Genomic DNA, 21,545 nt, shown 5'->3' with positions numbered 1-21,545 from the left:
GAATTGGGCTGTAATTTTATACTTGTTTACAGCTGATAATCCAGTTTAACCCACCATGTGCGTCCAGGTTCAGGGATCTGAGTGAGTTGTGGATATCCCGGAATCATCCCACCTTGATGGTTAAGATGTTCACTATAGTCACGGTCGAACAAGTTATCGATACCCATACTCAACTGCCATTGCTGATCAAGTTGATAGTGCAAATTGAGTGCAAAGGTTGAAAACCCTGGGGTCTCATCACTATCGAAGCCGACAATTGTGCCTTGCTCGGGTGCGATTCGATCTTGTCTAGCAACAACTCGCCATAGTCCAGAGAAAGTCCAGTCTTGCCACTGATACTGACCAGCAAGTTTAAACTCTAATGGCGGTTGTTGGGCGAGCGCACGGTCATCACTGCGATTGGTGCCATGCACATAAGCCAGGCTTGAATCAAAACGCCATGCTGGTGATAGTTGATAAACGAGGTCTGCTTCGAACCCCCATGCTTGGGTATCAATATTGCGTACTATTTCTCCCATCGTACTTTGTTGAATCAGAATGTAATCGTTGGTGCGATTTGCAAACATGCTGAGGTTGCTTTTGAAACCACCCTCTTGATAGCGCCAACCTAAATCTAGCTGGTTCAAGCGCTCACTTGCCGTTAAAAAGGCACTTGCAGAAGTCATACTGCGACGACTATTACCGACCAGTTCCCAATAATCCGGGAAGCGCTCGGCGCTCCCTAAGCCGGCATAAATGAGGTGCTGGTTAAATTCCTGTTCGAAGCGAACAAACGCACTGGTTAGCGTTTCTGAGCGACTTAGGTTGGCGGTAGGATTGGGGCTTGCCATGCTCATCATCCCCACGGTTTCACGCCAATCTTTGGCACGCCATTGATCCAGTCGCAACCCAGAAAAAACAGTGCGACTTGAATCGAGTCGGTAATCAGCCTCAGCGAATACGCCAAATTGTGAGAAACTTGCATCTTGCGTACGCGGCATCAATTCGTAAGGCATCATGAGTTGGTTCATGCTGCGGCGATCGCGGTGATCATTATTTTGACCATCAGCGCCGACCCGAAGCGCTACCATCTCGCTCGGGGTTAGGTCTGCTTGTAAGCGAAAACCACGGGTGTATCGATCTGGGTTACTTGCCGCTGGGTTTGCCATCATCATGGTTGGCGTAAAGGTTCGCAGGCTATAGTTATCCATCAAGTGGTCGATGTAACCAAAGTAAATTTGCGCTGATATTTCAGAAATGTGCGCATTGATTTCTTGGCGGCGGTAGCTTAGCGCAGCGTTTTGCCGAGCAAATTCAACTCCATCCATAGCACGATCGGCATAAGCAGCTTCGCCATCACTTGCGCCAATACTGACCAACCATTGTTCGTTTTGGCTGGGCGTGTAAGCGGCCGTTAACTGTCCGCTCCAGCGTTGATAGGCACTGTTAACAAGATTTCCAGCACCTGTTTTATAATCGTCACTTTCACTATAGTTGCCGGTGAAACGAAGATATCCATCAGCGCTACCCGAGAGCAGATCAGCGTTTAGTTCTTGGCGGCCAAACTGTGCGGCAGTGTAACTTAGATAAGCCGAGCTCGAAGTATTGCCAAGGCTATCGGTATTGCGTTCAAATAAGACGGTTGCGTGACTCGGTCCATACAGCACCGATTGCGGTCCTTTGATCACTCGAATTTGATCGAAGGTGGTTGGGTTGATGTAGGCTGTGGGGGGATCCATTCGGCTGCTACACCCACCCAATAACATTTGTTGCTCACTGGTAACCGTTAAGCGTGAACCGCCCGCGCCACGAAAGACTGCCTCACCGGAAGTACCACCTTTACGCGCCATTGAAAAGCCGCTGATTGATTTTAAATAGTCGGCACCGTCTTGAGCGGGCAGAGGTTGTTGCGGAGCTCTCGGATCTTTCACGACTTCGGTCGCCGAAATCGGTGTCGAGCCGACTACAACAAGTCGTTCAATGGGGTCCACTGTTTCACTTTCGGTAGTTTGGGCAAAGTTGGGGGCTGAATAGACAGCAATCAAAGTGAGGGCGATCGGAGTTAATGCGAACTTTTGAGCTGTGGCGTGAGTCATTTTAACCTCGAATATAAAAGAGATAGTGGTGCTATTATTATGAAATTATTCGCGTTAATCGTGTGACAAACGGTCGCAGTCAAGGCACAATGCAGACTGATATACTTTAGCTAATAACGAATTAAGGAGTGCGCATGTTAGCTCACCGTACCTCGGTACAAGAACGCTTGCAGCAGTATTGGGTCATGGCCTTTGGTCTAGCAGCGTTGGTGTTGGTGGCTAATTTTTGGATTGCTCGCAATGGTGCTGCCGCAAACCCTTATGCGGTTCTCTTGCTGATTCCAGTCGCTGCGGCCATGATGATTTTGCCGTTTAAATTAGGCTGGAGTATTACTGTATTGACTGTCATTGCGCAACTTGGTCAACTCTATATACACAGCCCAAATCAGCATGCGATGGATATGAATCATCACTATCAAGCGATGGTGTATGGTCAAGTGTTTGCAATGTTGCTGTTAGCACTAACGTTGCACGTGCTCCGACGGACTATTGTGAATCAGGAGCGCGCGATTAAACGTTTGCATGAACGGCAGGTGCGAGATGAACAATTGGTTGCGATCGGTACCGCAGCGGCACAGTTTAGCCATGAGATTGCAACGCCGATTCAAAGTATTCAATTGCTCCTTGATGAGGTTGCCACAGACCCTGCTGCCGTGACCGAAATCCAGCAACAGACTCAACGCATACACGAGTTACTCCTTGCCTGGAGAGAAGTCGCTGAAGCTGTGCGTGAGGGCAGGCAAACACGCTTATCTATCGTTGAACTTGAGCAACAGCTGCAAGACAGCATGATGTTGGTGCGCCCAGATGTGGATTTTGTTTGGCAGCGTGGTGTCGTGCAGCAGGAGCAAATTATTGCGGACCATACGCTGGTGCCGGCATTACTCAGTTTGCTCCACAATGCAGCGGATTCTTGTCAAGGTAATCCAGTCATTGTGAGGAGCGAGATTTTTCGCAATAACTGGCAGTTGAGTATGATTAATGATGCCGATGCGCCGAGTATTCCGGCGGAACAATTAGGGCAAAGCATACAAAAAAGTGCACGAGGCTTTGGCATTGGTGCCATGCTGAGCTTTGTCAGTATCGAGCGCTTTTCTGGACAAGTACACTGGCACCATCGCGCTGGGCAAACGCATACGCAAGTGACTTTACCCCTCGCACAATCGTAATGAGAGACGGCAAATGAAACAGTTACTCCTCATCGATGATGATGAGTTATTACTTAGAACCTTACGTGCTCGGTTCGAGCGTCATGGCATGCAAGTGACTTGTGTCGCAAGTGCTGCTGAATTAGAGCAGATTAGCGGCACCATGGATGCGGTTGTGGTTGATTTGAAGTTTGGTGAAGTGAATGGTTTGCAATTGATTCCCAATATCCGGAAGCGGTTTCAGCCACAGCACCTTATTGTGCTCACCGGCTATGCGAGTCTGGCGACATCGGTTGCTGCGATTAAAGCTGGCGCGACCGATTATCTAGCCAAACCAGTGAGCTTTGCGCAGCTATTACATGCACTTGAGGGTGTCCCGCAAGAGGCGTCCGCTACAATACCCGAGCCATCCGAATCACCACTCACTCCTGCGCAGCTTGAGTGGGAGTTGATTCAAAAAACGTTACAACAGCACGATGGCAACATCTCTGCAACGGCGAGGGCCTTGGGAATGCATCGACGCACTTTACAACGCAAGCTAAGTAAATGGTCACCCCTTAAATCGTGACGCAGGAGGACAATAATTATGCGTATTTTTATTTCTTTTTTCATATTAACGACACTGATCTTTTCAGCTTCATCAACTGCGGCATCAGTGACAACCGAAACCGAGCAGGCTCGGTCGATTGCAATGCAATTACAACAACGCCTTGGACAAGAGTTAAAAGCAGGAATTCAGGCGGGTGGTCCGCGCGCGGGCATTCAGGTTTGCAAGGAGAGAGCGCCGGAAATCGCAGCTGAGTTATCGCAACAGCATGGGATTGAGGTTGGTCGCACCGCATTACGTGTGCGTAACCCGAATAATGCACCTGAAAGTATTCATCGTGACGTCTTAGAGGACTTTATCGATCGCTTAGCAGATGACCCAAATCAGGTACCTGAAACTTGGGTGACAACCGACTCGGGAGAGCGCCACTATCTGCGAGCAATCGTGATGCAACAACAATGTGTTCTCTGTCATGGCAAAATGATCGGCAAGCCAGTTCAGCAAGCGTTAGACGAATTTTATCCGGACGACCAAGCGACAGGATTTGCGATAGGTGACTTGCGCGGTGCATTTTTGCTGAAATTCCCATTAACAAATGATTAAAACAGTTGATCGAGATCAAGGAGTTTCATAAATAACGGGCTAAACTTTCTGTATTACAAACCAAGGAGTGATACTCATGAAAAAATTAGCCCTCGTTACCGCAGTTGTTGCCGCGCTTGGCGTTGCCCCTGCATTTGCAAAAATTGGTGTCAATGTTGGTGCCATCAGCGTTATGCCTGATGAAAGCAGCACTTCATTGAACGTGGTTGAGAGCATTGCAGGTTTGACCCCTGGCTCAACTGGCGTTGCTGTGAACAACAACACTCAGTTAGGTTTAACCTTTGATTATGCGATTGATGATGCGTGGTCAGTACAGTTGATTGCAGCAACTCCGTTTAGTCACGACATTACTGCGACCGGCGCACTTGCTGGCTTAGCAATCGGTGACACTAAACACTTACCACCAACTTTGATGTTCCAGTACAACTGGAAATTCGATAACGGGATTGAGCCGTTTGTTGGAGTTGGCTTGAACTATACTTGGTTCTTCGACACTCAAGCAGACCCACAGTTGGTTTCAGCTTTAACTGACTTAGGTGCGATTACTGCTGCCGATACAGTTGATTTAAAACTTTCAAACAGCTGGGGCTACGCTCTTCAAGCAGGTTTCAATGTGAACTTGAATGCAGATTGGGGCTTGCACTTTATGGTCAGCACCATGGATATCGATACTACAGGTGATGTCCGTGTGAACGGCACCACTGTCCAAAGCGTTGACGTGGAAATTGATCCAATCGTCGCTATGGCCGGTGTTCGCTACCGCTTCTAAACAGTGCAGAACATGGTAGAAACTTTAACGGCTCTTCGGAGCCGTTTTTTTTGCTTCGGATTTATCGATAGGTTCAATAGAGTGGCTAGGGTTGCAAAATTTCACCAGTTCTATATATTTTAGACAAATGCGAAATACACTCATTACGCGGTTACGCGAAGGAGAACAAAATGACTCAAGCAACTCAAATTTTCGTCGAAGCGTTTTTAGATAATGATAGCGAAACCTTTAGCTATGTCGTCTATGAAACTGAAACCCATAGCGCGGCAATCGTCGACACTGTCTTAGACTTCGATTACAAATCGGGTCGGACGCGCACTGATAGTGCTCAAAAGATCGTCGATTTTGTCAAACAAAAGGGTCTGAATGTCGAGTGGATTCTCGAAACCCATGCGCACGCAGACCATATTTCTGCAGCACCTTTTGTGCAGTCACATGTCGGTGGCAAGATCGGTATCGGTGAGCACATTAAAGACGTGCAGGGCATCTTTAAAGAGGTGTTTAACCTCGAGAAAGAATTTCTTCCAGATGGCGGTCAATTTGACCACCTATTCAAAGATGGTGAGACCTTTACCATCGGTAAGATGAACATTGAAGTGATGCACACACCAGGACATACTCCAGCCTGTTTGGCTTATGTCTTTAATGGTGAAAAAGTGTTTGTCGGTGATACGATTTTCGCACCTGATGTCGGCACAGCACGCTGTGACTTCCCGGGTGGAAGTTCAACAACCTTGTTCCGCTCGATTAAGAAGCTGTTGTCATTGCCAGAGCAAACCGAGATTTATCTCTGTCATGATTATCCAACTGAGGGACGCGATCACCAGTATATGACCACTGTCGGCGATGAGCGCCGCCACAATATTCATGTGCACGATGGCGTAAGTGAAGCTGAGTTCGTGGAGATGCGTGATACGCGTGACGCGACCTTGGAAATGCCACGCTTGATTTTACCTTCGATTCAGGTGAACATCCGCGCCGGTAAAATGCCGCCAGCAGATGACAACGGCAAAGTGTACTTGAAGTTACCTATTGATCAGCTGTAATCGGAACAGGAGACCGCGCCATGCGTAAGCTACCGGCAAAATACGAAACCAAAGTAATGCCTTTATTACTTTCGATTTTGATGACGTTCATTGTCTCGTTAGTGAGCACGTTGCGCGCGGTCGGCCTGAGCGACGACTTTATTGCGCTCTGGTCACAATCTTGGTTATTAAGTTGGTTAGTGGCTTTCCCTGTCTTGTTAATCGTGTTACCGATTGTGCGCCGCTTAACGCGGTTACTGGTGGCGGCGCCTTAAGCGCCGCTAAAGGCGCTGTTGGAGCCACTGCTGGAAGGCTTGCGGGGGTAACGCTCCGGCCAATCGATCAACTTCTTGCCCGTGCTTGATCACCATAATGGTTGGGATGCTCCGAATGGCAAAATGTTGCGCCAGATGAGGTTCGGTTTCAGTACTAATTTTGATAAACCGAGCCTTTTCAGCGTACTGTTTTGCAACGTCACTGAAGACTGGGGCGAATTGTTGGCACGGACCACACCAACTGGCCCAAAAATCGATGACCAGCGGCACCTCCGCACTTCGATGCAACCTAAATTGGTCGCTATTGGGGCTAATAACTTGGCCATCAAATAGTGCGCTCCCACAGGCTCCACATTTCGCTTGAGAACGCGGCTTATCCAGACTTACTCGATTCTTTTTGTGGCAGTGTGGACATGCCGCGATAATTGACGAAGACATCACGCTCTCCGGTTTTTTAGTGATTGCTTAAATATGAGAGAGCAGTGGGCTATTTTCAAGTGCCATGCGTAGTTTTAACTAAATTTAATGACTTAAAAAGCTTATGTTGCGAATGGATTTTAACCAAAAGGAGGTGGTTCATACCGCCACCGAAGAGTGGCTCGCAAGCCCTGCTGCCGGCGTATGGCGGAAACCACTCGAACGCGAAGCGGCAGAGCATGGCCGCGCTACCAGTGTAGTGAAATATGAGCCAGGTTCGCGTTTCAAGACTCATCAGCACCCCTACGGCGAAGAAATTTTTGTCCTGTCGGGAGTCTTTTCTGATGAGACCGGCGACTATCCGGCGGGCACCTATTTGCGCAATCCGCCCGGCTCAAGTCATGCGCCGTTTAGCGAGCAGGGCTGTGAGTTATTTGTGCAACTCGATCAGTTCGATCCGATGGACCAGCAAACGGTGCGGATCGATACCAACAACACACCATGGCTTCAAGGGCAGGGCGGCTTGCAAGTGATGCCGTTACACAGCTTTGCAACGGAACATATTGCCTTGGTGAAATGGCCCGCTGGGGAAGTATTTAAGCCTCATCGTCATTATGGGGGGGAGGAAATATTTGTTTTGAGCGGCGAGTTTATCGACGAGCATGGGCGGTATCCGCAGGGCAGCTGGTTGCGAAGCCCGCACTTAAGTAAACATACCCCATACGTTGAGCAAGAAACGGTGATTTATGTGAAGACAGGGCACCTGCCGGTGCCCAGGCCCTAATTTTAAACTTGTGCTGAGGGGCGAGCATTGATCCGATCAAACCATGCTTGTAAGTGTGGTTGATCGCTGCCAATCCGGACTTTTATGACGCGGGCAAAGGCGACGGTAGTGTAGGCATTGATATCCGCTGCGGTGAAGCGGTCACAGCAAATATAATCATGCTTGGCCAAGTGTTGGTCGAGAAAGGTAAAAAACGATTTAACGTTATCGATGCACACTTCACCCCATTCTGGAACCGGCGTCATGCGGTCTTTAAAGTAACCGGTGCTGTGCTGAAAGCCCATGCCGCAGGGGATCATAAAATAAAACTCGAGCCAGCGTAGCCATTGTTCAATGCTAGCTTGCTCGAGGGCGGATTCGCCAAGTAGATTGGGTGTATCGGGGTGAGCGACTTCAAAGTAGCGGCAAATAGCCATGGTTTCGGCAATATAATTGCCGTCATCAAGGGCTAGAACCGGAACCTTTTTCATGGGGTTCATCGCCGTAAATTCTGGACTGAGATTTTCGCCTTTGGTGATATCGACTTGAATCACCTCGACTTGGTCGAGCAAGCCCTTTTCCGCTAAAAACATGCGGACGCGGCGAGGATTCGGAGCGGTTGCGGTTTCATAAAGTTTCATGATCAGATTCCTTGTCTGTTGAGTACGACACAACGTATGCTCAACACCCTACAACGAGAGCGGGAGATTGTCAGCTAAGATGTTTACGCCAAGTCTGTTTCCAAGCCCAACTGATTTATGGTTTTTGCCACTCGGAGGAACCGGTGAGATCGGCATGAATATGAACCTTTATGGACATGCGGATCAGTGGCTGATGGTCGACTGTGGGGTGACATTTCACGAGCCTCTTGAACCAGAATTTGCAGCGGTAGAGCACGATGTGGTGTGCGCCGACCCGCAGTTTATTACCCGCCAGCGGAAGCAACTCGCTGGCTTGATTATTACCCATGCGCATGAAGACCACATTGGTGCAGTTGAGGATTTATGGCCACGCCTGCGCTGTCCGATTTATACTACGCGGTTTACTGCTGCGGTGTTGCGCCGCAAATTAAGCTATACCGATTTTGCCGAGCAAGTTGAGATAATCGAGGTCGAAACGGGCCAAACCCACACTATTGGTCCCTTTAAAGTTACTTGGCTTGAGCTCACCCATTCGATTCCAGAGCCGCATGCGTTATTGATTGAAACCGCCGCAGCGAGTGTTTTACATACTGGCGATTGGAAGATTGATCCGCACCCAGTGTTGGGGCGGCCGTTTAATCCAAAACCGCTGCAACAGCTTGCGGACTTATCCATAGATGCGCTGGTGGGTGACTCCACTAACGCGCTGAAGGCGGGCCATTCGGTTTCCGAACAATCGGTTTATGAGGGCTTGTATGAGGCGGTTAAAGCTGCTCCTAAGCGCGTCGTGGTCGGCTGTTTTAGTAGCAATGTTGCCCGTTTAATTACGCTTGCCAAAGTTGCTGAAGCAACCGGTCGGCATTTGGCGCTGTTCGGTCGCAGCCTGCAAAATATGGTGAATGCGGCCCGTAGTGTAGGACTCTGGCCGGAAGCAATTCAGCTCACTCGACCAGAGCACATCGGCTATTTGCCTGCTAACGAGGTGTTGGTGGTCGCCACTGGCAGTCAAGGCGAGCCTCGTGCTGCATTGCACCGTTTAGCAGAAGATTCTCATCCTTTGCTGGCGCTTGATACAGATGACTTAATTGTTTTTAGTTCGATGATTATTCCCGGCAATGAAGATGAGATAGCAGCTTTAGTGCAACGCTTTCATCAGCGCGGGATAAAGACGCTTCAGGCGCATCAGAGTAGCAAGCCAATTCATGCCTCGGGACATCCTTGCAAAGACGAGCTTAAAAAACTCTACGACTGGGTCAAGCCGCGCATTGCAATCCCAACACATGGTGAACCTGAACATCTCGAAGCGCACGCTAAGTTAGCTCGTCAGCAAGGTGTGCCTTTTGCGTTGGTCGGTTGCAATGGCGACCTATTTCGAATTGCTCCGCAACCGAGTATTAAGCGTCAACAAGTGTATACCGGCCGCATCGCCCTCCGCGAAGGTCCCTCATCCTAATGCGCAGTTATTACCGTAATGGTCCTGAACATCGCGCCGGCGCTGATGTCAGCTTTGCCGACATCCGTCAGGTCTTTGGGTTTTATTCGATAAGAATTGGACGTTGGGTGACTGCAACTGAGCAACAGCAAGCGGCCAATCTATTTTTTGATGCCTTGTGCGATTTACAAGATATTTTGCAAGTTCCGGCTCCGGTCATTTCTCTGCGGGGCACACTCGCTTTGCATTACGGTATTGGTGGACGGCCCGGAGCCAGTGCCCATTATCTGCCAAATGGACGGGTGCTCGCACTGGCAAAACGAGCCGGTGGCGGAAGTTTGGCGCACGAGTGGTATCATGCTTTTGATCATTACATTGCAGGTAAGCTGTTTCTGAATCCGCCGCCCAGTGACCGCTTTGCCAGTCGTCACTGGCTAACCAAAGCCCCCTTGAATTCTCATCCGTTGAATCAATATTTACATCAGGTGATGCGGTCAGTTTTACTCGATGAGTCGGGTCAAGATATGAGCGACTATATGCGTCGAAGCGCGCGTCAAGATGTCGCGCTGGGGTGTCATTACTTTGCCCAGCCCGAAGAATTAGTGGCGCGAGCATTTGAGAAAGTGGTGCAAAGGCAGCGGTTAAAGAACCATTTTTTAGTCGCTGGGACGTTAAAAAGTGATATGGCACAAGCAGGTTTGTATCCGGATGATACTCATTGCAAGCAACTTGAAAGTCTTTGGCTCGCCTATTTTAAAGGACTTGGGGCGGTGCTTCAGAAAAATCGATGAGCTTAATCGGCTGGCTCAACTTGCACTTATTTCAGAATGATATAAATTAGATGAAAACGAAATAAGACAAAGCAAGAAAATCTTTGTCTATACTTTGTCTATAGTTCATAACACACTTTCACATTGAAAAGAGGATAGAAAAATGGGATTACGTTTAGGCGATATCGCACCAAACTTTGAAGTCGACACAACTAACGGCAAAATCAATTTCCACGATTGGGCTAAAGGTTCATGGGTATTTTTCTTCAGCCACCCAGCTGATTACACTCCAGTATGTACCACTGAAATGGGCCGTACTGCGCAATTGAACGGTGAGTTCGATAAGCGCAACGTGAAGCCACTTGGTCTCTCAACGGATACCGTTGAAGAGCATTTAGGTTGGATCAACGACGTTAACGAAACTCAGAACACCACTCTGACGTTCCCAATCGTGGCTGACCCAGACAAGAAAATTGCTGAGTTGTACGAAATGATTCACCCAGGTGAGAGCGAGACTGCAGCAGTTCGTTCAGTATTCATCATCGATCCGAACCATAAAATTCGCTTAGTTATGACTTACCCAATGAGCGTAGGCCGTAACTTCGATGAAATTTTACGTGTTATCGATGCACTGCAAACCAGCGATAAATACGGCGTTGCGTGCCCAGCTGACTGGACTAAAGGCAACCAAGTTATTATCCCACCGAGTGTGACTGACGAGCAGGCAAAAGAGAAGTTCCCACAAGGTTGGAAAGCGTTGAAGCCTTACTTGCGTCTTACTGATGTAGGTGAGTAAGGTTGATACAGGAAGACTCAGTCTTCGGTTCAACACAGGCCCGCTTTATGCGGGCCTTTTTTGTGGTATTGTGAACATCTTCCGTTGTCGTGAATGAGCAAAAAGGAAATCCCATGACCCCACAACAAGCGCGTCAGTTGGTTGATATGCAGGTGGCTTTCAATCAGGTGATTGACCCTGATTATCCAGCCAACCCAAAAGTGAAGCGTGATGATGTTAAAGCGATTTTAGTCGAACTTGGCGAGTATTTTGAGCATACCGCCTATAAATGGTGGAAAAAGCAAGATGCGGATTGGGATCAAGCCAATATGGAATTGATCGATATTTTGCATTTCGGTATCTCTGATGCAGTTGAGCAGGCTTGCCAGTACGAAACGGATGTTGAGACTGCTTTAGCCCAAGTCGCGCAGCTGATTTACTACAGCTTCGAAAGTCCTGACCAAGTTGAAGATGGAAAAGACTTGGTGGTCGCTATGGCGCTTGATGGCGCAGGTGCGCACAAGCTTGTTTGTGGCGAAGCATTTTTCGCAGCTTTAGCAGGGATGTTAGTCAAAGCGTATGGCGACGCCGATACCGTTTACCTCACTTATGTTGGTAAAAATGCCTTGAATAAGCTACGTCAAGAGCGAGGTTATAAGCAGGGCACGTATATTAAAATCTGGCAGGGTGAAGAAGATAACGAAGTGATGATGCGGATGTTGAGCGCCCAACGCGAAGATATTACCGGTGCAGAGCAACCATTAACTTTTGCCTTTACCCTACTGTTGTCGCATTATGACGAGCAGATTGCTGAACAATAAACCGATCAAACGAGTTATGATTGTCATTAAGCGTTAATTACTCAGAGAAGGTGTACAGCAATGAAATTAACGCAAATCGCAGCTGTCGTCGCTGCTGTCGCAACAAGTGCGAGTGGTCTCGCTCATAATCACGGTAAACATGTGGCCGATGAAGTGATCGCCAAGCAACGTGCTGCCTTAGCGGAAAACACTGCATGCAAGGGCTTTGGTCCACAATCCCCACGCGATCTTGATACCCTTGTTGTTAACAACAACCGGATTCCCAACTGAGTTGTTCCAGTTGGGGTAGTATGAGTGGTACGTTTATACCGCTCTTTTTTTGCGCGAAAGCTTGTTGATAGAGCTCGGTGCGAAGGGCTGGGATTTGACTCCGAAGCCCTCTTAACTCGGTCCATTTAGCAATGAATTCGGCACTGGGCTTCCCCCCAGATTCTTTATAGTCTCGAAGTAGCGGGCCAACCACTGCATACCCAGCAATCACTCGATCTGCTTGAGTTTGGACAAATTGTTCGATTTGTTGTTGATGCTCGGTGGCGATACTCTCAGGTGCGGTAAATTTCTGTGCCGTGAAGTAGGCGAAATAATCTGCTTCTGTTTTACTTGCGGCATTGCTCCACTCAAACAGGTCAGCGCGATTTAAGATGTGTTTAGTTTGTGGATCAATCACCATCACCGTTGGCGTTCCCCAATAAGCGGGTTCATTAAAATGTTGAACCAGCTCGAACCCATACTCGAGATAGCCGACATCGAAGAAGCCTACTACAAACTCATGCTGCAGTTGCTGGTGCAGTTCAGGTTTTGAAAATTGCTCGCCAAGGGCAACACTGTCATGGCACCACTCGCCACCGAGGACAACGAGGAGCAACTTATCTTCTGCAACTGCGGTATCGAGTTGAGTTTGTAAAAGAGCCAGATCAGTGGCTTTAACGGTAAAGGTATAATCAGGGTTACGCGCGGCCTCATTAGTCGCCGCCTCGCTAGGTACGAACAGACTCAAGCATAAAAACAAAGAGATAAGAGTTAAGCGAAATGACATCATGATTGAGAAAGTCCTGCCGGTAAAGTCGAGAGAGTTTGCGCGAGACCTTGCTGTTCAAGTAACTCGCCGAGCTTGAGTAATAAGGCTTCGTTATGGTGTTCGGTGGCAAAGCTTAAACCGATCGGTAAACCGCTTTGCTGAGGTCCGGTCGGTACTGAGAGTACCGGTTGTCCGGTTAAGTTATACAAAGCGACAAAAAGAAAACAGTAATCTACGTAAGGGACCTGCTCACCGTCGAGCAAAATTTTGCCATGTTTAGGGTTGTGCTCGAAGGCTGGCCCAAGCGAGGTAGGGCTCAATACGGCATCAAACGGGGCGTAGAGCTGATTGATTTCGGCAATCATTTCATCACGCTCTGCCAAGCAGCGGCTAAACTCGACAAAATCTAGGCTCAGCCCGGTTTTAAAGGCCTTGCGAGCATTCAAACTTGAGTCACTCAGTGCTTGGCGGAAGCTCATATAAAACACTTTACGGATAAACCATGACAGATTTTGGCCCATGACAAAGCCAAAAAGTTTCACCCATAGCAATAGCAAGCGCTCGGTCAGTTGAGGGTCAATTTGAATCGGGGTGACCTTTGCTCCAGCAGCCTCTAGCCCTGCTTTCATTTGCGTCATGGCGGCTTGCACTTCGGTGCCGGGTTGTAATCCATACAAGCTCTCAAGCACACCAAAATGCATTTCTTGTAACGTGTTTGGAACTGCTTTTTGGGTGGCTTGCGGGAGATACAGGCGATGCTGATAATCCGGTTGATACAATACTTCATAAGCGAGTTTGAGATCGGTCGCAGTGCGCGCTAAGGGACCTGTGCTATTCATTGCACTGAAACCAAGTTGACTATTTGGCATAGGCGGCACGTGGCCATCAAGAGGGTGTCCATTTTCAGTGGGTTTTAGTCCGAATAAGCCACAAAAATTAGATGGATTGCGAATCGAGCCACCGATATCACTGCCAAGCTCTAATGCGCACATATCCGCGGCGAGCGCTGCTGCGCCGCCACCCGTGCTCCCGCCTGGCGTCCGGCTGAGATCATGGGGATTGTTACAGCGTGGGTAGATGGGGCCAAATGTTTGTGCATCCGACAGCAGCGTCGGAACATTGGTTTTGCCAAGGATAATGGCCCCAGCATCAAGTAGCCGTTTAACTAAAAGTGAGGTCTGCTCGGCTTTAAATTGTTTAAGCGGAGGATAATTCAACGTGGTACCCGTGCCAGCCAGCAAAAAACATTCTTTAATTGAAATAGGCACCCCATGCAACGGACCGCACTGATCCGGGTCGCGATCGCGAATGCGGTCATGGGCGGCAGCCGCGGCGGTAGCGCGCTCAGCATAAACATCAACAAACGCATTCAGTTGCGGGTTGAAGCGCTCGATTTGGGCCAAGTAATGGGCCGTAATTGCAGCTGAGTCGAGTTTCCCTGAAGCAATATCGTTGGCGATTTGGCGCGCGCTTAAATAGTCCATAGCATCCTCACTAAGAGCATATATTTGCTTCAAAGAGTAGCGGTTTCGCAGGGGTATCACAAGCTGCGTTGAACTCCCCAATAGCTGCGTTGTGCGTCAATTCGTTCGCATAAGATCATGACCATTCCGTGGTATGGTTAGAGCAGTACCATAGATTATGGAAGGATCATCCTATGAAACGTTTGCTGTCACCTTGTAAACTCGCGACGCTCACGCAAGTTGCGGTGTTTGGATTTATTGCCCTTGGCATGGCCAGTATGAGCTTTGCCAATCCTGTGAAGATCAATTACCAAGAGCCAGTGCAGGCGATTACCGATATCGTCGATGCAGAGCCGTCACCTGGAGCAAGCTTAAGCCCAAATGGTGAATTATTACTGGTCACCCGTTATCCAGCTCTGCCTGATTTAAGTGTTGTTGCAGCTGAGCAACTGAAACTTGCAGGTCGACGTATCAATCCAGTGAATTTTACGGTCAGTCAAACCCGCTATATTAGTGGTGTTGAATTACTTGATGTTGATTCAGGTGAAGCGCTGAAAATTTCTGGTTTGCCGTCTGAATTAAAAGTGATTGGCGCCAGTTGGGCACCGAACAGCCGCTATATTGCTGTTGCTGAGATGCAAGATACTCAGGTTTTACTTTGGTTGGTCGATATTCGGAAAAAGTCCGCGAAAGTTTGGTCGAATATTCCATTAAATGCGGTTTGGGGAGCAACACTTGCGTGGCGTCATGACAGTAGCGGTGTCTATAGTTTAACCCGTGTGGAGGGGCTCCAGCAGCCAGGTCCGAAAGCCTTGCCAGCCGGACCAGTGATCACTGAGAGCGCGGGGCGCACTGCACCAGCGCGGACGTATCAAGATTTGTTGCAAGACAAGTATGATGAAAGTCTTTTTGATTACTATTTTACCAGCCAAGTACGCTTCTTTGGTTTAAACGGCGAAGTGCAAGAAGTGGGGCCAGCCGCAATTTATAACGATCTTGAAGTGGCGCCAAATGACCAATATTTGTTGGCACGTTATATCACTCGCCCATATTCATATGCCGTTCCACATTGGCGCTTTCCACAAACTACCGAAGTTTGGAATCGTCAAGGCGAGCGCGTCTATACCGTGGCAGAACAGCCCCTTGCGGATAACTTACCGATCGCCTTTGATGCGGTGGTAACCGGTCCGCGCAGCATTAGCTGGCGCAACGATGCCGATGCTACTCTGATTTGGGCCGAAGCAGCAGATGGCGGCGACCCGCGAGTGGCAACTGACGTTCGTGATCAGGTCATGCAACTACCGGCACCCTTCACCGGGACGCCAACCAAACTGCTTGATTTGAGCAAGCGTTACGCCCGTGCGATTGCCGCTGATGAGGCGCATGTATTGGTATGGGAGCGTTGGTGGGCTGATCGAGATGAGAAGCTCTGGTTAGTCGATGCATCTGGGGCTACCGAGCCAAAATTAGTTTGGGAGCGCTCATGGGAAGATCGTTATAACGACCCTGGCATGCCGTTAACCGTAACGCGCGACGGTCGCGACCTGTTGTATTTAGATGATGGCAATATGCTGTTAACAGGCACCGGCGCTTCAGCTGAAGGTGATCGTCCATTTATCGACCGTTACAACCTTGAAAGCGGAGAAAGTGAGCGGCTATGGCGGAGCCAGGCACCATATTTTGAGCGTCCGCTTAGTTTGATTGACGCGGAGCAAATGCAATTTTTGACCCAGCGCGAAGGCGTCAATGATCCAGCCGATTTTTACGTTCGCGATTTAGACGATGACAACTTAGTTGCCTTAACCGACACGGCTCACCCCATGCCACAGACCTTGGGCATCACCCGTGAACTGATCACTTATGAGCGTGAAGATGGCTTGGCGATGTCAGCCGAATTGTATTTGCCAGCCGGTTACGACAAAGAACGCGATGGGCCATTGCCAACTGTGGTGTGGGCTTATCCGCGTGAATACAAGAGCTCGGCCGCGGCCGCACAAGTATCTGGCTCACCTTATGAGTTTGTTCGAATCAGCTATTGGGCGCCGCAGTATCTTGCGACGCAAGGCTATGCAGTACTGGATCGAGCGACCATGCCAATCGTTGGTGAAGGGGATAAACAACCAAACGATACCTTTATCGAGCAGCTCATCATGAATGGTAAAGCAGCGATCAAAGCAGGGGTAGATCTGGGTGTTACCGACCCTGATAAAGTCGCGTTAGGTGGACATTCTTACGGTGCGTTTATGACCGCAAACATTCTTGCTCATAGCGATTTGTTTGCAACAGGTATTGCTCGCAGTGGCGCTTATAACCGCAGTCTCACACCGTTTGGCTTCCAGCGCGAAGAGCGCACGGTTTGGGATGACACGGATTTGTATATTCGTATGTCACCTTTCTTCCATGCCGATAAAATCAATGAGCCACTGTTGATGATCCATGGAGCTAACGATAACAACTCAGGGACTTTCCCGATGCAGTCTGAACGCCTTTACCAAGCCATTAAAGGCTTAGGTGGCACGGCGCGCTTAGTTATGCTGCCATTTGAATCACACGGCTATCGTGCGCGCGAGTCAGTGTTGCATATGCTGTGGGAGCAAACTCGTTGGCTTGACTTACACTTGAAAGGTGTAGAAACCGAAGCCAATTAAGAAGCTTTGCGGCGTTGTAACAGCAGCGCCGCAACGATCACGATAAGTCCAATAATGGTCGCGGGGTAAATCGTTTCCCCGCGGACGTAATACAACAAAATAAGCGATAGAAATGGCGAGAGGAAAATAAGATTCGCCACTAAGGCGGTGTTGGTCGCAAGGCGCATCGCAGTCGCCCAGAATAGAAACGTAATCCCCATCTCAAATAAGCCAATATAAGACACAGCTAAAAGAATTTCGGTGCGCATCGGCGTGAGTTCAACAAACCAAGGAACGACCGCCCAAAGCAGCAGCGTCGCCCAGCCAAAACTCAAGGTTAATGCGACCGTGGGTTCAGCTTTGTTACGGGCATTGAGAATCCAGTAGCCCGCCCACAAAAATGTGGAAAGAAGTGCGAGCAAAACCCCATTGGTGCTGGTGAATTCGAAATGAATTAAGTCGCCGCGGGTGGCGATAAGCAGTACGCCAAAATAACCCAGTGCCCCAGCGAGCCAGTCAATTTTGCGAATTTTTTGCTTTAAAAATAACGCGGACATTATGGTCAATGAGATGGCCCAAGTATAGTTAATGGGCTGCGCCTGCGAGCCGGGCAAGCGATCGTAAGCGGCAAACAAGGTCAGGTAATAGATGATTGGGTTGAGTAAGCCAACCGCCAGATAATAAAGAGGCGCTTTGAATAATTGCTGCTTACACTCGCCCAATTTGCCGCGAACCAAAGCGACTAAAAATAAGGTCAGTGCGGATGCTGTAGTGCTGTATAGCAAAAGCTCGACAGGGCCAACAAAATCGAGCGCGATCTTGAACGCAGTGGCGACCGTTGACCATAAACCAACCGCTAGTAAGGCCCAGAAATAGGGGGATTGAGTCATTCTGCACTCCATGCGACACAAAATGTCGCGGCCAGCAATTATGCTTATATCGTAAGCCGTTCGGCGCTCTCTCTGAACAACAAACAACTTTTCGAATTAAAAACTATTCAAAGCAAGAGAACAACCCTTATGAACAAACGAAATGATCATGTCGGCTATGACGTTATTGGTGATATCCATGGTCATGCTGACGAGCTTGAAATTCTTCTCGCTGGTATGGGCTATCAACTCAAACAGGGAGTTTGGCAGCACCCAAACCGAATCTTGCTCTCGGTCGGTGACTTAGTTGATCGCGGCCCTCAGCAACGGCACAGCATCGATGTCGTTCGTTCCATGTGGGAGGAAGGCAAGGCCAAGGTGATTATGGGCAACCATGAATTTAATGCGGTTGCTTATGCGACCCTGTCATCGTCCGGCGATTATTTGCGCCCCCATACATTAAAAAATCGCGACCAGCACGAAAAATTTCTGAATGTGGCTGAAGCCGATCCGAATTGGTATAAGCAGACCATCGAGTGGTTCTCACAACTGCCGTTATACCTTGAAACTGAGCACTTTCGAGCAGTTCATGCCTGCTGGCATGACGATTCCATCGCTACCCTACAAGCATACCTCGATGACTACGGTGCGTTACGCGCCGAGGCATGGGAGCCCGCAACCCATAAAGGGCACGAGCTTTACCAAGCGATTGAGGTGTTGTTAAAAGGCTGGGAAGTTTCGTTACCAGACGGGCATTCATTTCTAGATTATGGTCAACATGAGCGAACCGCGATGCGCGTGAAGTGGTGGGGTGCTGAGAGTTATCATTACCGTGAACTCGCACTCGGGGTGCCCAAGCCGCATACGCTTCCTGATATGGAACTTGAAGCTGCTGAGATTCCTCATTATGACGCGAATAAACCACTCTTTATTGGTCATTATTGGATGCGAGGAGAGCCGAGCTTGGTCCATCAGCAGGTCGCTTGTTTGGATTGGTCAGTAACCGCCCAAAATAACGGTCAGTTGGTGGCTTATCGTGACCATGCGCAAGCGCTTGCCACGGAACAGTTTGTCAGTGTGCCCAATTTGGAATCCATTCAATTTGATGCGGCGCTATTGAGTGAGGCGCTGTTCTTTGCCGACCCTATGGCGACCGGTTGCCGTGAAAACGATTGTTTCGATGAATATGATGGCGTGGCCCTTGAAGTATTAGCACGATGGGGTGAGGAGCAGCCCTTGCGTCCTGTTTTAGCCACGGTGTTAGCCGAATTTTTTGCTCCAGAGTGGGTTACTGATGAGGTCATGACAGCGATTTTTGCAGAGCTTGCTCGGGTGGTGCGTGAGGTTGCTAAGGGCCGCTAATAGCCCTCGCAATTACGCTGAAATTGCGGTAGCTTGGCACTATCCGTTTGATCTTAAAGTTGAGATTTTTCGCCATGAGCCAGCGCGTTTTAGTGAGTCGTGCCGACCATATTGCCTATGTCACCTTAAATCGCCCCGAAAAGCACAACGGTATTGATGCAAAAATGCTCGAAGAGCTAATTGCTGCGGCGAAACTCATTCGTCGCGACCGTTCCATTCGTTGCGTTATCTTAAAAGGAGAGGGGGCATCTTTTTGCGCGGGTCTTGATTTCGCCGCAATGACTCGAAAGCCCAGCACTATCGCCCGCTTCTTTTTAAAGTGGCCTTGGCAAAAAGATAATCGCTTTCAGCGCGTTGCGCATATTTGGCGGGATCTCCCGATGCCTGTGATTGCGGTGCTACACGGCAGCTGTTTTGGTGGCGGAGCTCAAATAGCGCTCGCTTGTGATTTTCGGATCGCCCATCCAGAGACCGAAATGGCGCTGATGGAAATGAAGTGGGGTCTGGTCCCAGATATGAGTGGGATGGTGACGTTATCCCGCTTAACCCGGGTGGATATCGCCAGTGACTTAGCCATGACGGGACGGCGGTTTTCTGCTCAGCAAGCGGCTGAGTATGGCTTGGTTACCCAGCTAAGTGATACCCCACTCGAAGCGGCAAAAGCGATGGCGGCGATAATTGTCGCACAGAGTCCGGATGCGGTGGCTGGAGTGAAGTACCTGCTCAAGAAAAGCTGGAAAAAAGATACCCGAATGGCGCTGTTATTTGAGCGCTGGACCCAGCTGCGGCTGCTTGGTCGGAAAAACCAAAAGCGCGCCATGGCGAATGGTTTACAAAAAGATAAGCCGAAAAAATCCTTCGCGGATCGATCGAGTTTCCGCTAATGCCCAAGTTCGTTCTCCGTTTCATTGAAAACCTACACGGCCGTTGGCAACAGCGTTGGATCCTGCTTTGGTTTGCGGCAGGGGTCAGCGCACTCGTATGGGGTTATTCCACGACGTCACAAACTGGGCTTGATCAAGCGATGCTAGCGGTGGCGATTGTGGGTTTGGTCTGCGTCGTTGCGCTCGCGTTCCGACATAACTTGAGTGGTAATGGGCTTGGTGTCATCGCCAACATTGGTGAAGTTTTTGTCCAAGGCCGTAGTGGTGCAACAGGGCTGATGCTGGCGCCGCTATTTTATCTGATGACGCATCTTTACGGGTTACGCTACTGGGCGAAACACACGGATAGTAATGGGCAAATGTTGCCGCGCTCAGCAAGCCTGCTGGTTTGGGTGATAACGCTTGGTTTTATTGCTATAGGGTTAGCTCTTTTCCCGTGGCTTAATGCGCAGTTACAACACTACAGTTTTATCGCCAGTGATGACGCGATTGCATTCAGTGGTTTTGGCATTGAGCTAACCTGGTATCAGATTAATGTGCTGGCGTTTGTGTTGGGGGTGACGGCGCAAACTATGATGATCTTGCGCTATGCGTTCAGTTGGTGGTTATGGATTATTGTAAATTTTGTGTGGTTAACTGTTAACATTGCCAACAATAATGTTATATTTGCAGTCCAAACACTTATATACCAAGTCAATGCGTTTGTTGGACTTAGCGGCTGGTGGCTCAGCCAAACAGCTAAGCGATAATCTCAGGGACTTTTAATCCAAGGAACGATATAGGGAAAGTCATGCCTCAACGTATTTCATCTCTTATTATTTTAATGGCTGCTGGCCTCATCCTCTCTGGATGTGCAACTAAATCGGAACAAACCGCCCAACCTGCTGAAACGAATGCTGATGACTTTGTTACCCAAACCTACCAGCAGGGACGGCAGGCGCTCGAGCAACGTAATTTAAAAGTGGCCTACCATAGTTTTGCCGAATTAAGCGACTATTGCGCCAAGACTTTTGCCGAAGAGGGCGTTACCTATCGCACTGCTCGAACCATCAAAGAGCAAATGGACGAATTTTTGCGTGCTAAGCGCGGGATTGGCTACAGCTTGATCGAAATGAATAACCTGAGTGAAGCAGAACAAATTTATCTTGAGGTACTCGAGATTAATCCCGACGATGAAGCCGCTCAAAATGAGTTAGAGTACATTCGCCAATTGCGAGCATCCTAACTTGAAATCAATCGCTATAAGTTAGATCAACAGTAT

The 21,545-nt window shown here is 49.0% G+C and carries 23 protein-coding genes; 17 read left to right on the top strand and 6 right to left on the bottom strand.

What is annotated here, in order from left to right:
* Positions 1-26: 26 nt before the first annotated feature.
* A complete protein-coding gene (locus CWI83_RS08365; protein ID WP_126828029.1) occupies positions 27-2,075 on the bottom strand; it encodes a TonB-dependent copper receptor in 2,049 nt (682 codons plus the stop codon).
* Between the two features lie 134 nt (positions 2,076-2,209).
* Between CWI83_RS08365 and CWI83_RS08360 the strand changes: the two genes are divergently transcribed.
* The 6 genes from CWI83_RS08360 (at position 2,210) to CWI83_RS08335 (ending at position 6,442) form a co-directional block, all read left to right on the top strand.
* The gene (locus CWI83_RS08360) at positions 2,210-3,244 is read left to right on the top strand and encodes a histidine kinase (RefSeq protein WP_126828027.1); all 1,035 of its coding nucleotides are present in this window, start codon (positions 2,210-2,212) and stop codon (positions 3,242-3,244) included.
* 13 nt (positions 3,245-3,257) lie between these two features.
* The gene (locus CWI83_RS08355) at positions 3,258-3,791 is read left to right on the top strand and encodes a response regulator transcription factor (RefSeq protein ID WP_126828025.1); all 534 of its coding nucleotides are present in this window, start codon (positions 3,258-3,260) and stop codon (positions 3,789-3,791) included.
* Positions 3,792-3,809: 18 nt separating this feature from the next.
* Positions 3,810-4,373, top strand: coding sequence for a Tll0287-like domain-containing protein (locus tag CWI83_RS08350; RefSeq protein ID WP_126828023.1), 564 nt, complete (start codon positions 3,810-3,812; stop codon positions 4,371-4,373).
* Positions 4,374-4,449: 76 nt separating this feature from the next.
* Positions 4,450-5,142 carry an OmpW/AlkL family protein gene (locus CWI83_RS08345; protein ID WP_126828021.1) on the top strand — a complete coding sequence of 231 codons (693 nt, stop codon included), beginning with the start codon at positions 4,450-4,452 and terminating at the stop codon, positions 5,140-5,142.
* 170 nt (positions 5,143-5,312) lie between these two features.
* The gene (locus CWI83_RS08340; RefSeq protein ID WP_126828019.1) at positions 5,313-6,188 is read left to right on the top strand and encodes an MBL fold metallo-hydrolase; all 876 of its coding nucleotides are present in this window, start codon (positions 5,313-5,315) and stop codon (positions 6,186-6,188) included.
* Positions 6,189-6,208: 20 nt separating this feature from the next.
* Complete coding sequence (locus CWI83_RS08335; protein WP_126828017.1) at positions 6,209-6,442, top strand: DUF2798 domain-containing protein; 234 nt, start codon at positions 6,209-6,211, stop codon at positions 6,440-6,442.
* Positions 6,443-6,448: 6 nt separating this feature from the next.
* Here the strand turns inward: CWI83_RS08335 and trxC are convergent, their stop codons facing one another.
* Entirely contained in the window at positions 6,449-6,880 is a 432-nt protein-coding gene (gene trxC, locus CWI83_RS08330) for a thioredoxin TrxC (RefSeq protein WP_126828016.1), read from the bottom strand.
* A 103-nt stretch (positions 6,881-6,983) separates the two neighbouring features.
* Between trxC and CWI83_RS08325 the strand changes: the two genes are divergently transcribed.
* The gene (locus CWI83_RS08325) at positions 6,984-7,643 is read left to right on the top strand and encodes a cupin domain-containing protein (RefSeq protein WP_126828014.1); all 660 of its coding nucleotides are present in this window, start codon (positions 6,984-6,986) and stop codon (positions 7,641-7,643) included.
* 2 nt (positions 7,644-7,645) lie between these two features.
* Here the strand turns inward: CWI83_RS08325 and CWI83_RS08320 are convergent, their stop codons facing one another.
* Positions 7,646-8,263 (bottom strand): glutathione S-transferase family protein, encoded by a 618-nt coding sequence (locus CWI83_RS08320; protein ID WP_126828012.1) that lies wholly within the window; start codon positions 8,261-8,263, stop codon positions 7,646-7,648.
* Between the two features lie 79 nt (positions 8,264-8,342).
* On the opposite strand from CWI83_RS08320, the gene CWI83_RS08315 reads away from it, so the two are divergent.
* The 5 genes from CWI83_RS08315 to CWI83_RS08295 all read left to right on the top strand — a co-directional run bounded on the left by CWI83_RS08315 (position 8,343) and on the right by CWI83_RS08295 (position 12,331).
* Complete coding sequence (locus CWI83_RS08315) at positions 8,343-9,716, top strand: ribonuclease J (protein ID WP_241969912.1); 1,374 nt, start codon at positions 8,343-8,345, stop codon at positions 9,714-9,716.
* Complete coding sequence (locus CWI83_RS08310) at positions 9,716-10,486, top strand: CLCA_X family protein (RefSeq protein ID WP_126828010.1); 771 nt, start codon at positions 9,716-9,718, stop codon at positions 10,484-10,486. The genes CWI83_RS08315 and CWI83_RS08310 overlap by 1 nt, the downstream gene beginning before the upstream one ends.
* Positions 10,487-10,628: 142 nt before the next feature.
* Positions 10,629-11,261: a peroxiredoxin gene (locus CWI83_RS08305; protein WP_126828008.1), complete on the top strand. Its 633-nt coding sequence runs from the start codon at positions 10,629-10,631 to the stop codon at positions 11,259-11,261.
* Between the two features lie 113 nt (positions 11,262-11,374).
* Positions 11,375-12,061, top strand: a complete 687-nt coding sequence (locus CWI83_RS08300) for a dUTP diphosphatase (protein WP_126828007.1) — start codon at positions 11,375-11,377, stop codon at positions 12,059-12,061.
* A 60-nt stretch (positions 12,062-12,121) separates the two neighbouring features.
* Positions 12,122-12,331 carry a hypothetical protein gene (locus tag CWI83_RS08295; RefSeq protein WP_126828005.1) on the top strand — a complete coding sequence of 70 codons (210 nt, stop codon included), beginning with the start codon at positions 12,122-12,124 and terminating at the stop codon, positions 12,329-12,331.
* Here CWI83_RS08295 and CWI83_RS08290 read toward each other — a convergent pair.
* Both CWI83_RS08290 and CWI83_RS08285 read right to left on the bottom strand, forming a co-directional pair.
* Positions 12,306-13,100 (bottom strand): thioredoxin domain-containing protein, encoded by a 795-nt coding sequence (locus tag CWI83_RS08290; RefSeq protein WP_126828003.1) that lies wholly within the window; start codon positions 13,098-13,100, stop codon positions 12,306-12,308. The two genes, CWI83_RS08295 and CWI83_RS08290, sit on opposite strands and share 26 nt — an antisense overlap.
* Complete coding sequence (locus tag CWI83_RS08285) at positions 13,097-14,563, bottom strand: amidase (protein ID WP_126828001.1); 1,467 nt, start codon at positions 14,561-14,563, stop codon at positions 13,097-13,099. The genes CWI83_RS08290 and CWI83_RS08285 overlap by 4 nt, the downstream gene beginning before the upstream one ends.
* Positions 14,564-14,736: 173 nt before the next feature.
* On the opposite strand from CWI83_RS08285, the gene CWI83_RS08280 reads away from it, so the two are divergent.
* Positions 14,737-17,190: a S9 family peptidase gene (locus CWI83_RS08280; protein WP_126828000.1), complete on the top strand. Its 2,454-nt coding sequence runs from the start codon at positions 14,737-14,739 to the stop codon at positions 17,188-17,190.
* Here the strand turns inward: CWI83_RS08280 and CWI83_RS08275 are convergent.
* Positions 17,187-18,059 (bottom strand): DMT family transporter, encoded by an 873-nt coding sequence (locus CWI83_RS08275; protein ID WP_126827998.1) that lies wholly within the window; start codon positions 18,057-18,059, stop codon positions 17,187-17,189. The genes CWI83_RS08280 and CWI83_RS08275 overlap by 4 nt on opposite strands.
* 129 nt (positions 18,060-18,188) lie before the next feature.
* Between CWI83_RS08275 and CWI83_RS08270 the strand changes: the two genes are divergently transcribed.
* The 4 genes from CWI83_RS08270 to CWI83_RS08255 all read left to right on the top strand — a co-directional run bounded on the left by CWI83_RS08270 (position 18,189) and on the right by CWI83_RS08255 (position 21,509).
* Complete coding sequence (locus tag CWI83_RS08270; protein WP_126827996.1) at positions 18,189-19,400, top strand: metallophosphoesterase; 1,212 nt, start codon at positions 18,189-18,191, stop codon at positions 19,398-19,400.
* A gap of 74 nt (positions 19,401-19,474) precedes the next feature.
* Positions 19,475-20,284: a crotonase/enoyl-CoA hydratase family protein gene (locus CWI83_RS08265; RefSeq protein ID WP_126827994.1), complete on the top strand. Its 810-nt coding sequence runs from the start codon at positions 19,475-19,477 to the stop codon at positions 20,282-20,284.
* Positions 20,284-21,033, top strand: a complete 750-nt coding sequence (gene pnuC / locus CWI83_RS08260) for a nicotinamide riboside transporter PnuC (protein WP_126827992.1) — start codon at positions 20,284-20,286, stop codon at positions 21,031-21,033. Before CWI83_RS08265 ends, pnuC begins: the two co-directional genes overlap by 1 nt.
* A gap of 41 nt (positions 21,034-21,074) precedes the next feature.
* Complete coding sequence (locus CWI83_RS08255) at positions 21,075-21,509, top strand: outer membrane protein assembly factor BamD (protein ID WP_126827990.1); 435 nt, start codon at positions 21,075-21,077, stop codon at positions 21,507-21,509.
* Positions 21,510-21,545 lie beyond the last annotated feature (36 nt).

The sequence above is a fragment of the Pseudidiomarina taiwanensis genome, assembly GCF_003987435.1.
Taxonomy (GTDB): Bacteria; Pseudomonadota; Gammaproteobacteria; order Enterobacterales; family Alteromonadaceae; genus Pseudidiomarina; species Pseudidiomarina taiwanensis.
Note: the sequence above shows the minus strand (reverse complement) of the source record. Positions and strands in the feature narration are given on the sequence as shown.

Excerpts from the sequence above, each read along its gene's own strand:
- CWI83_RS08365 (WP_126828029.1), bottom strand. The coding sequence starts at position 2,075 with ATGACTCACGCCACAGCTCAAAAGTTCGCATTAACTCCGATCGCCCTC.
- CWI83_RS08360 (WP_126828027.1), top strand. The coding sequence starts at position 2,210 with ATGTTAGCTCACCGTACCTCGGTACAAGAACGCTTGCAGCAGTATTGG.
- CWI83_RS08355 (WP_126828025.1), top strand. The coding sequence starts at position 3,258 with ATGAAACAGTTACTCCTCATCGATGATGATGAGTTATTACTTAGAACC.
- CWI83_RS08350 (WP_126828023.1), top strand. The coding sequence starts at position 3,810 with ATGCGTATTTTTATTTCTTTTTTCATATTAACGACACTGATCTTTTCA.
- CWI83_RS08345 (WP_126828021.1), top strand. The coding sequence starts at position 4,450 with ATGAAAAAATTAGCCCTCGTTACCGCAGTTGTTGCCGCGCTTGGCGTT.
- CWI83_RS08340 (WP_126828019.1), top strand. The coding sequence starts at position 5,313 with ATGACTCAAGCAACTCAAATTTTCGTCGAAGCGTTTTTAGATAATGAT.
- CWI83_RS08335 (WP_126828017.1), top strand. The coding sequence starts at position 6,209 with ATGCGTAAGCTACCGGCAAAATACGAAACCAAAGTAATGCCTTTATTA.
- trxC (WP_126828016.1), bottom strand. The coding sequence starts at position 6,880 with ATGTCTTCGTCAATTATCGCGGCATGTCCACACTGCCACAAAAAGAAT.
- CWI83_RS08325 (WP_126828014.1), top strand. The coding sequence starts at position 6,984 with ATGTTGCGAATGGATTTTAACCAAAAGGAGGTGGTTCATACCGCCACC.
- CWI83_RS08320 (WP_126828012.1), bottom strand. The coding sequence starts at position 8,263 with ATGAAACTTTATGAAACCGCAACCGCTCCGAATCCTCGCCGCGTCCGC.
- CWI83_RS08315 (WP_241969912.1), top strand. The coding sequence starts at position 8,343 with ATGTTTACGCCAAGTCTGTTTCCAAGCCCAACTGATTTATGGTTTTTG.
- CWI83_RS08310 (WP_126828010.1), top strand. The coding sequence starts at position 9,716 with ATGCGCAGTTATTACCGTAATGGTCCTGAACATCGCGCCGGCGCTGAT.
- CWI83_RS08305 (WP_126828008.1), top strand. The coding sequence starts at position 10,629 with ATGGGATTACGTTTAGGCGATATCGCACCAAACTTTGAAGTCGACACA.
- CWI83_RS08300 (WP_126828007.1), top strand. The coding sequence starts at position 11,375 with ATGACCCCACAACAAGCGCGTCAGTTGGTTGATATGCAGGTGGCTTTC.
- CWI83_RS08295 (WP_126828005.1), top strand. The coding sequence starts at position 12,122 with ATGAAATTAACGCAAATCGCAGCTGTCGTCGCTGCTGTCGCAACAAGT.
- CWI83_RS08290 (WP_126828003.1), bottom strand. The coding sequence starts at position 13,100 with ATGATGTCATTTCGCTTAACTCTTATCTCTTTGTTTTTATGCTTGAGT.
- CWI83_RS08285 (WP_126828001.1), bottom strand. The coding sequence starts at position 14,563 with ATGGACTATTTAAGCGCGCGCCAAATCGCCAACGATATTGCTTCAGGG.
- CWI83_RS08280 (WP_126828000.1), top strand. The coding sequence starts at position 14,737 with ATGAAACGTTTGCTGTCACCTTGTAAACTCGCGACGCTCACGCAAGTT.
- CWI83_RS08275 (WP_126827998.1), bottom strand. The coding sequence starts at position 18,059 with ATGACTCAATCCCCCTATTTCTGGGCCTTACTAGCGGTTGGTTTATGG.
- CWI83_RS08270 (WP_126827996.1), top strand. The coding sequence starts at position 18,189 with ATGAACAAACGAAATGATCATGTCGGCTATGACGTTATTGGTGATATC.
- CWI83_RS08265 (WP_126827994.1), top strand. The coding sequence starts at position 19,475 with ATGAGCCAGCGCGTTTTAGTGAGTCGTGCCGACCATATTGCCTATGTC.
- pnuC (WP_126827992.1), top strand. The coding sequence starts at position 20,284 with ATGCCCAAGTTCGTTCTCCGTTTCATTGAAAACCTACACGGCCGTTGG.
- CWI83_RS08255 (WP_126827990.1), top strand. The coding sequence starts at position 21,075 with ATGCCTCAACGTATTTCATCTCTTATTATTTTAATGGCTGCTGGCCTC.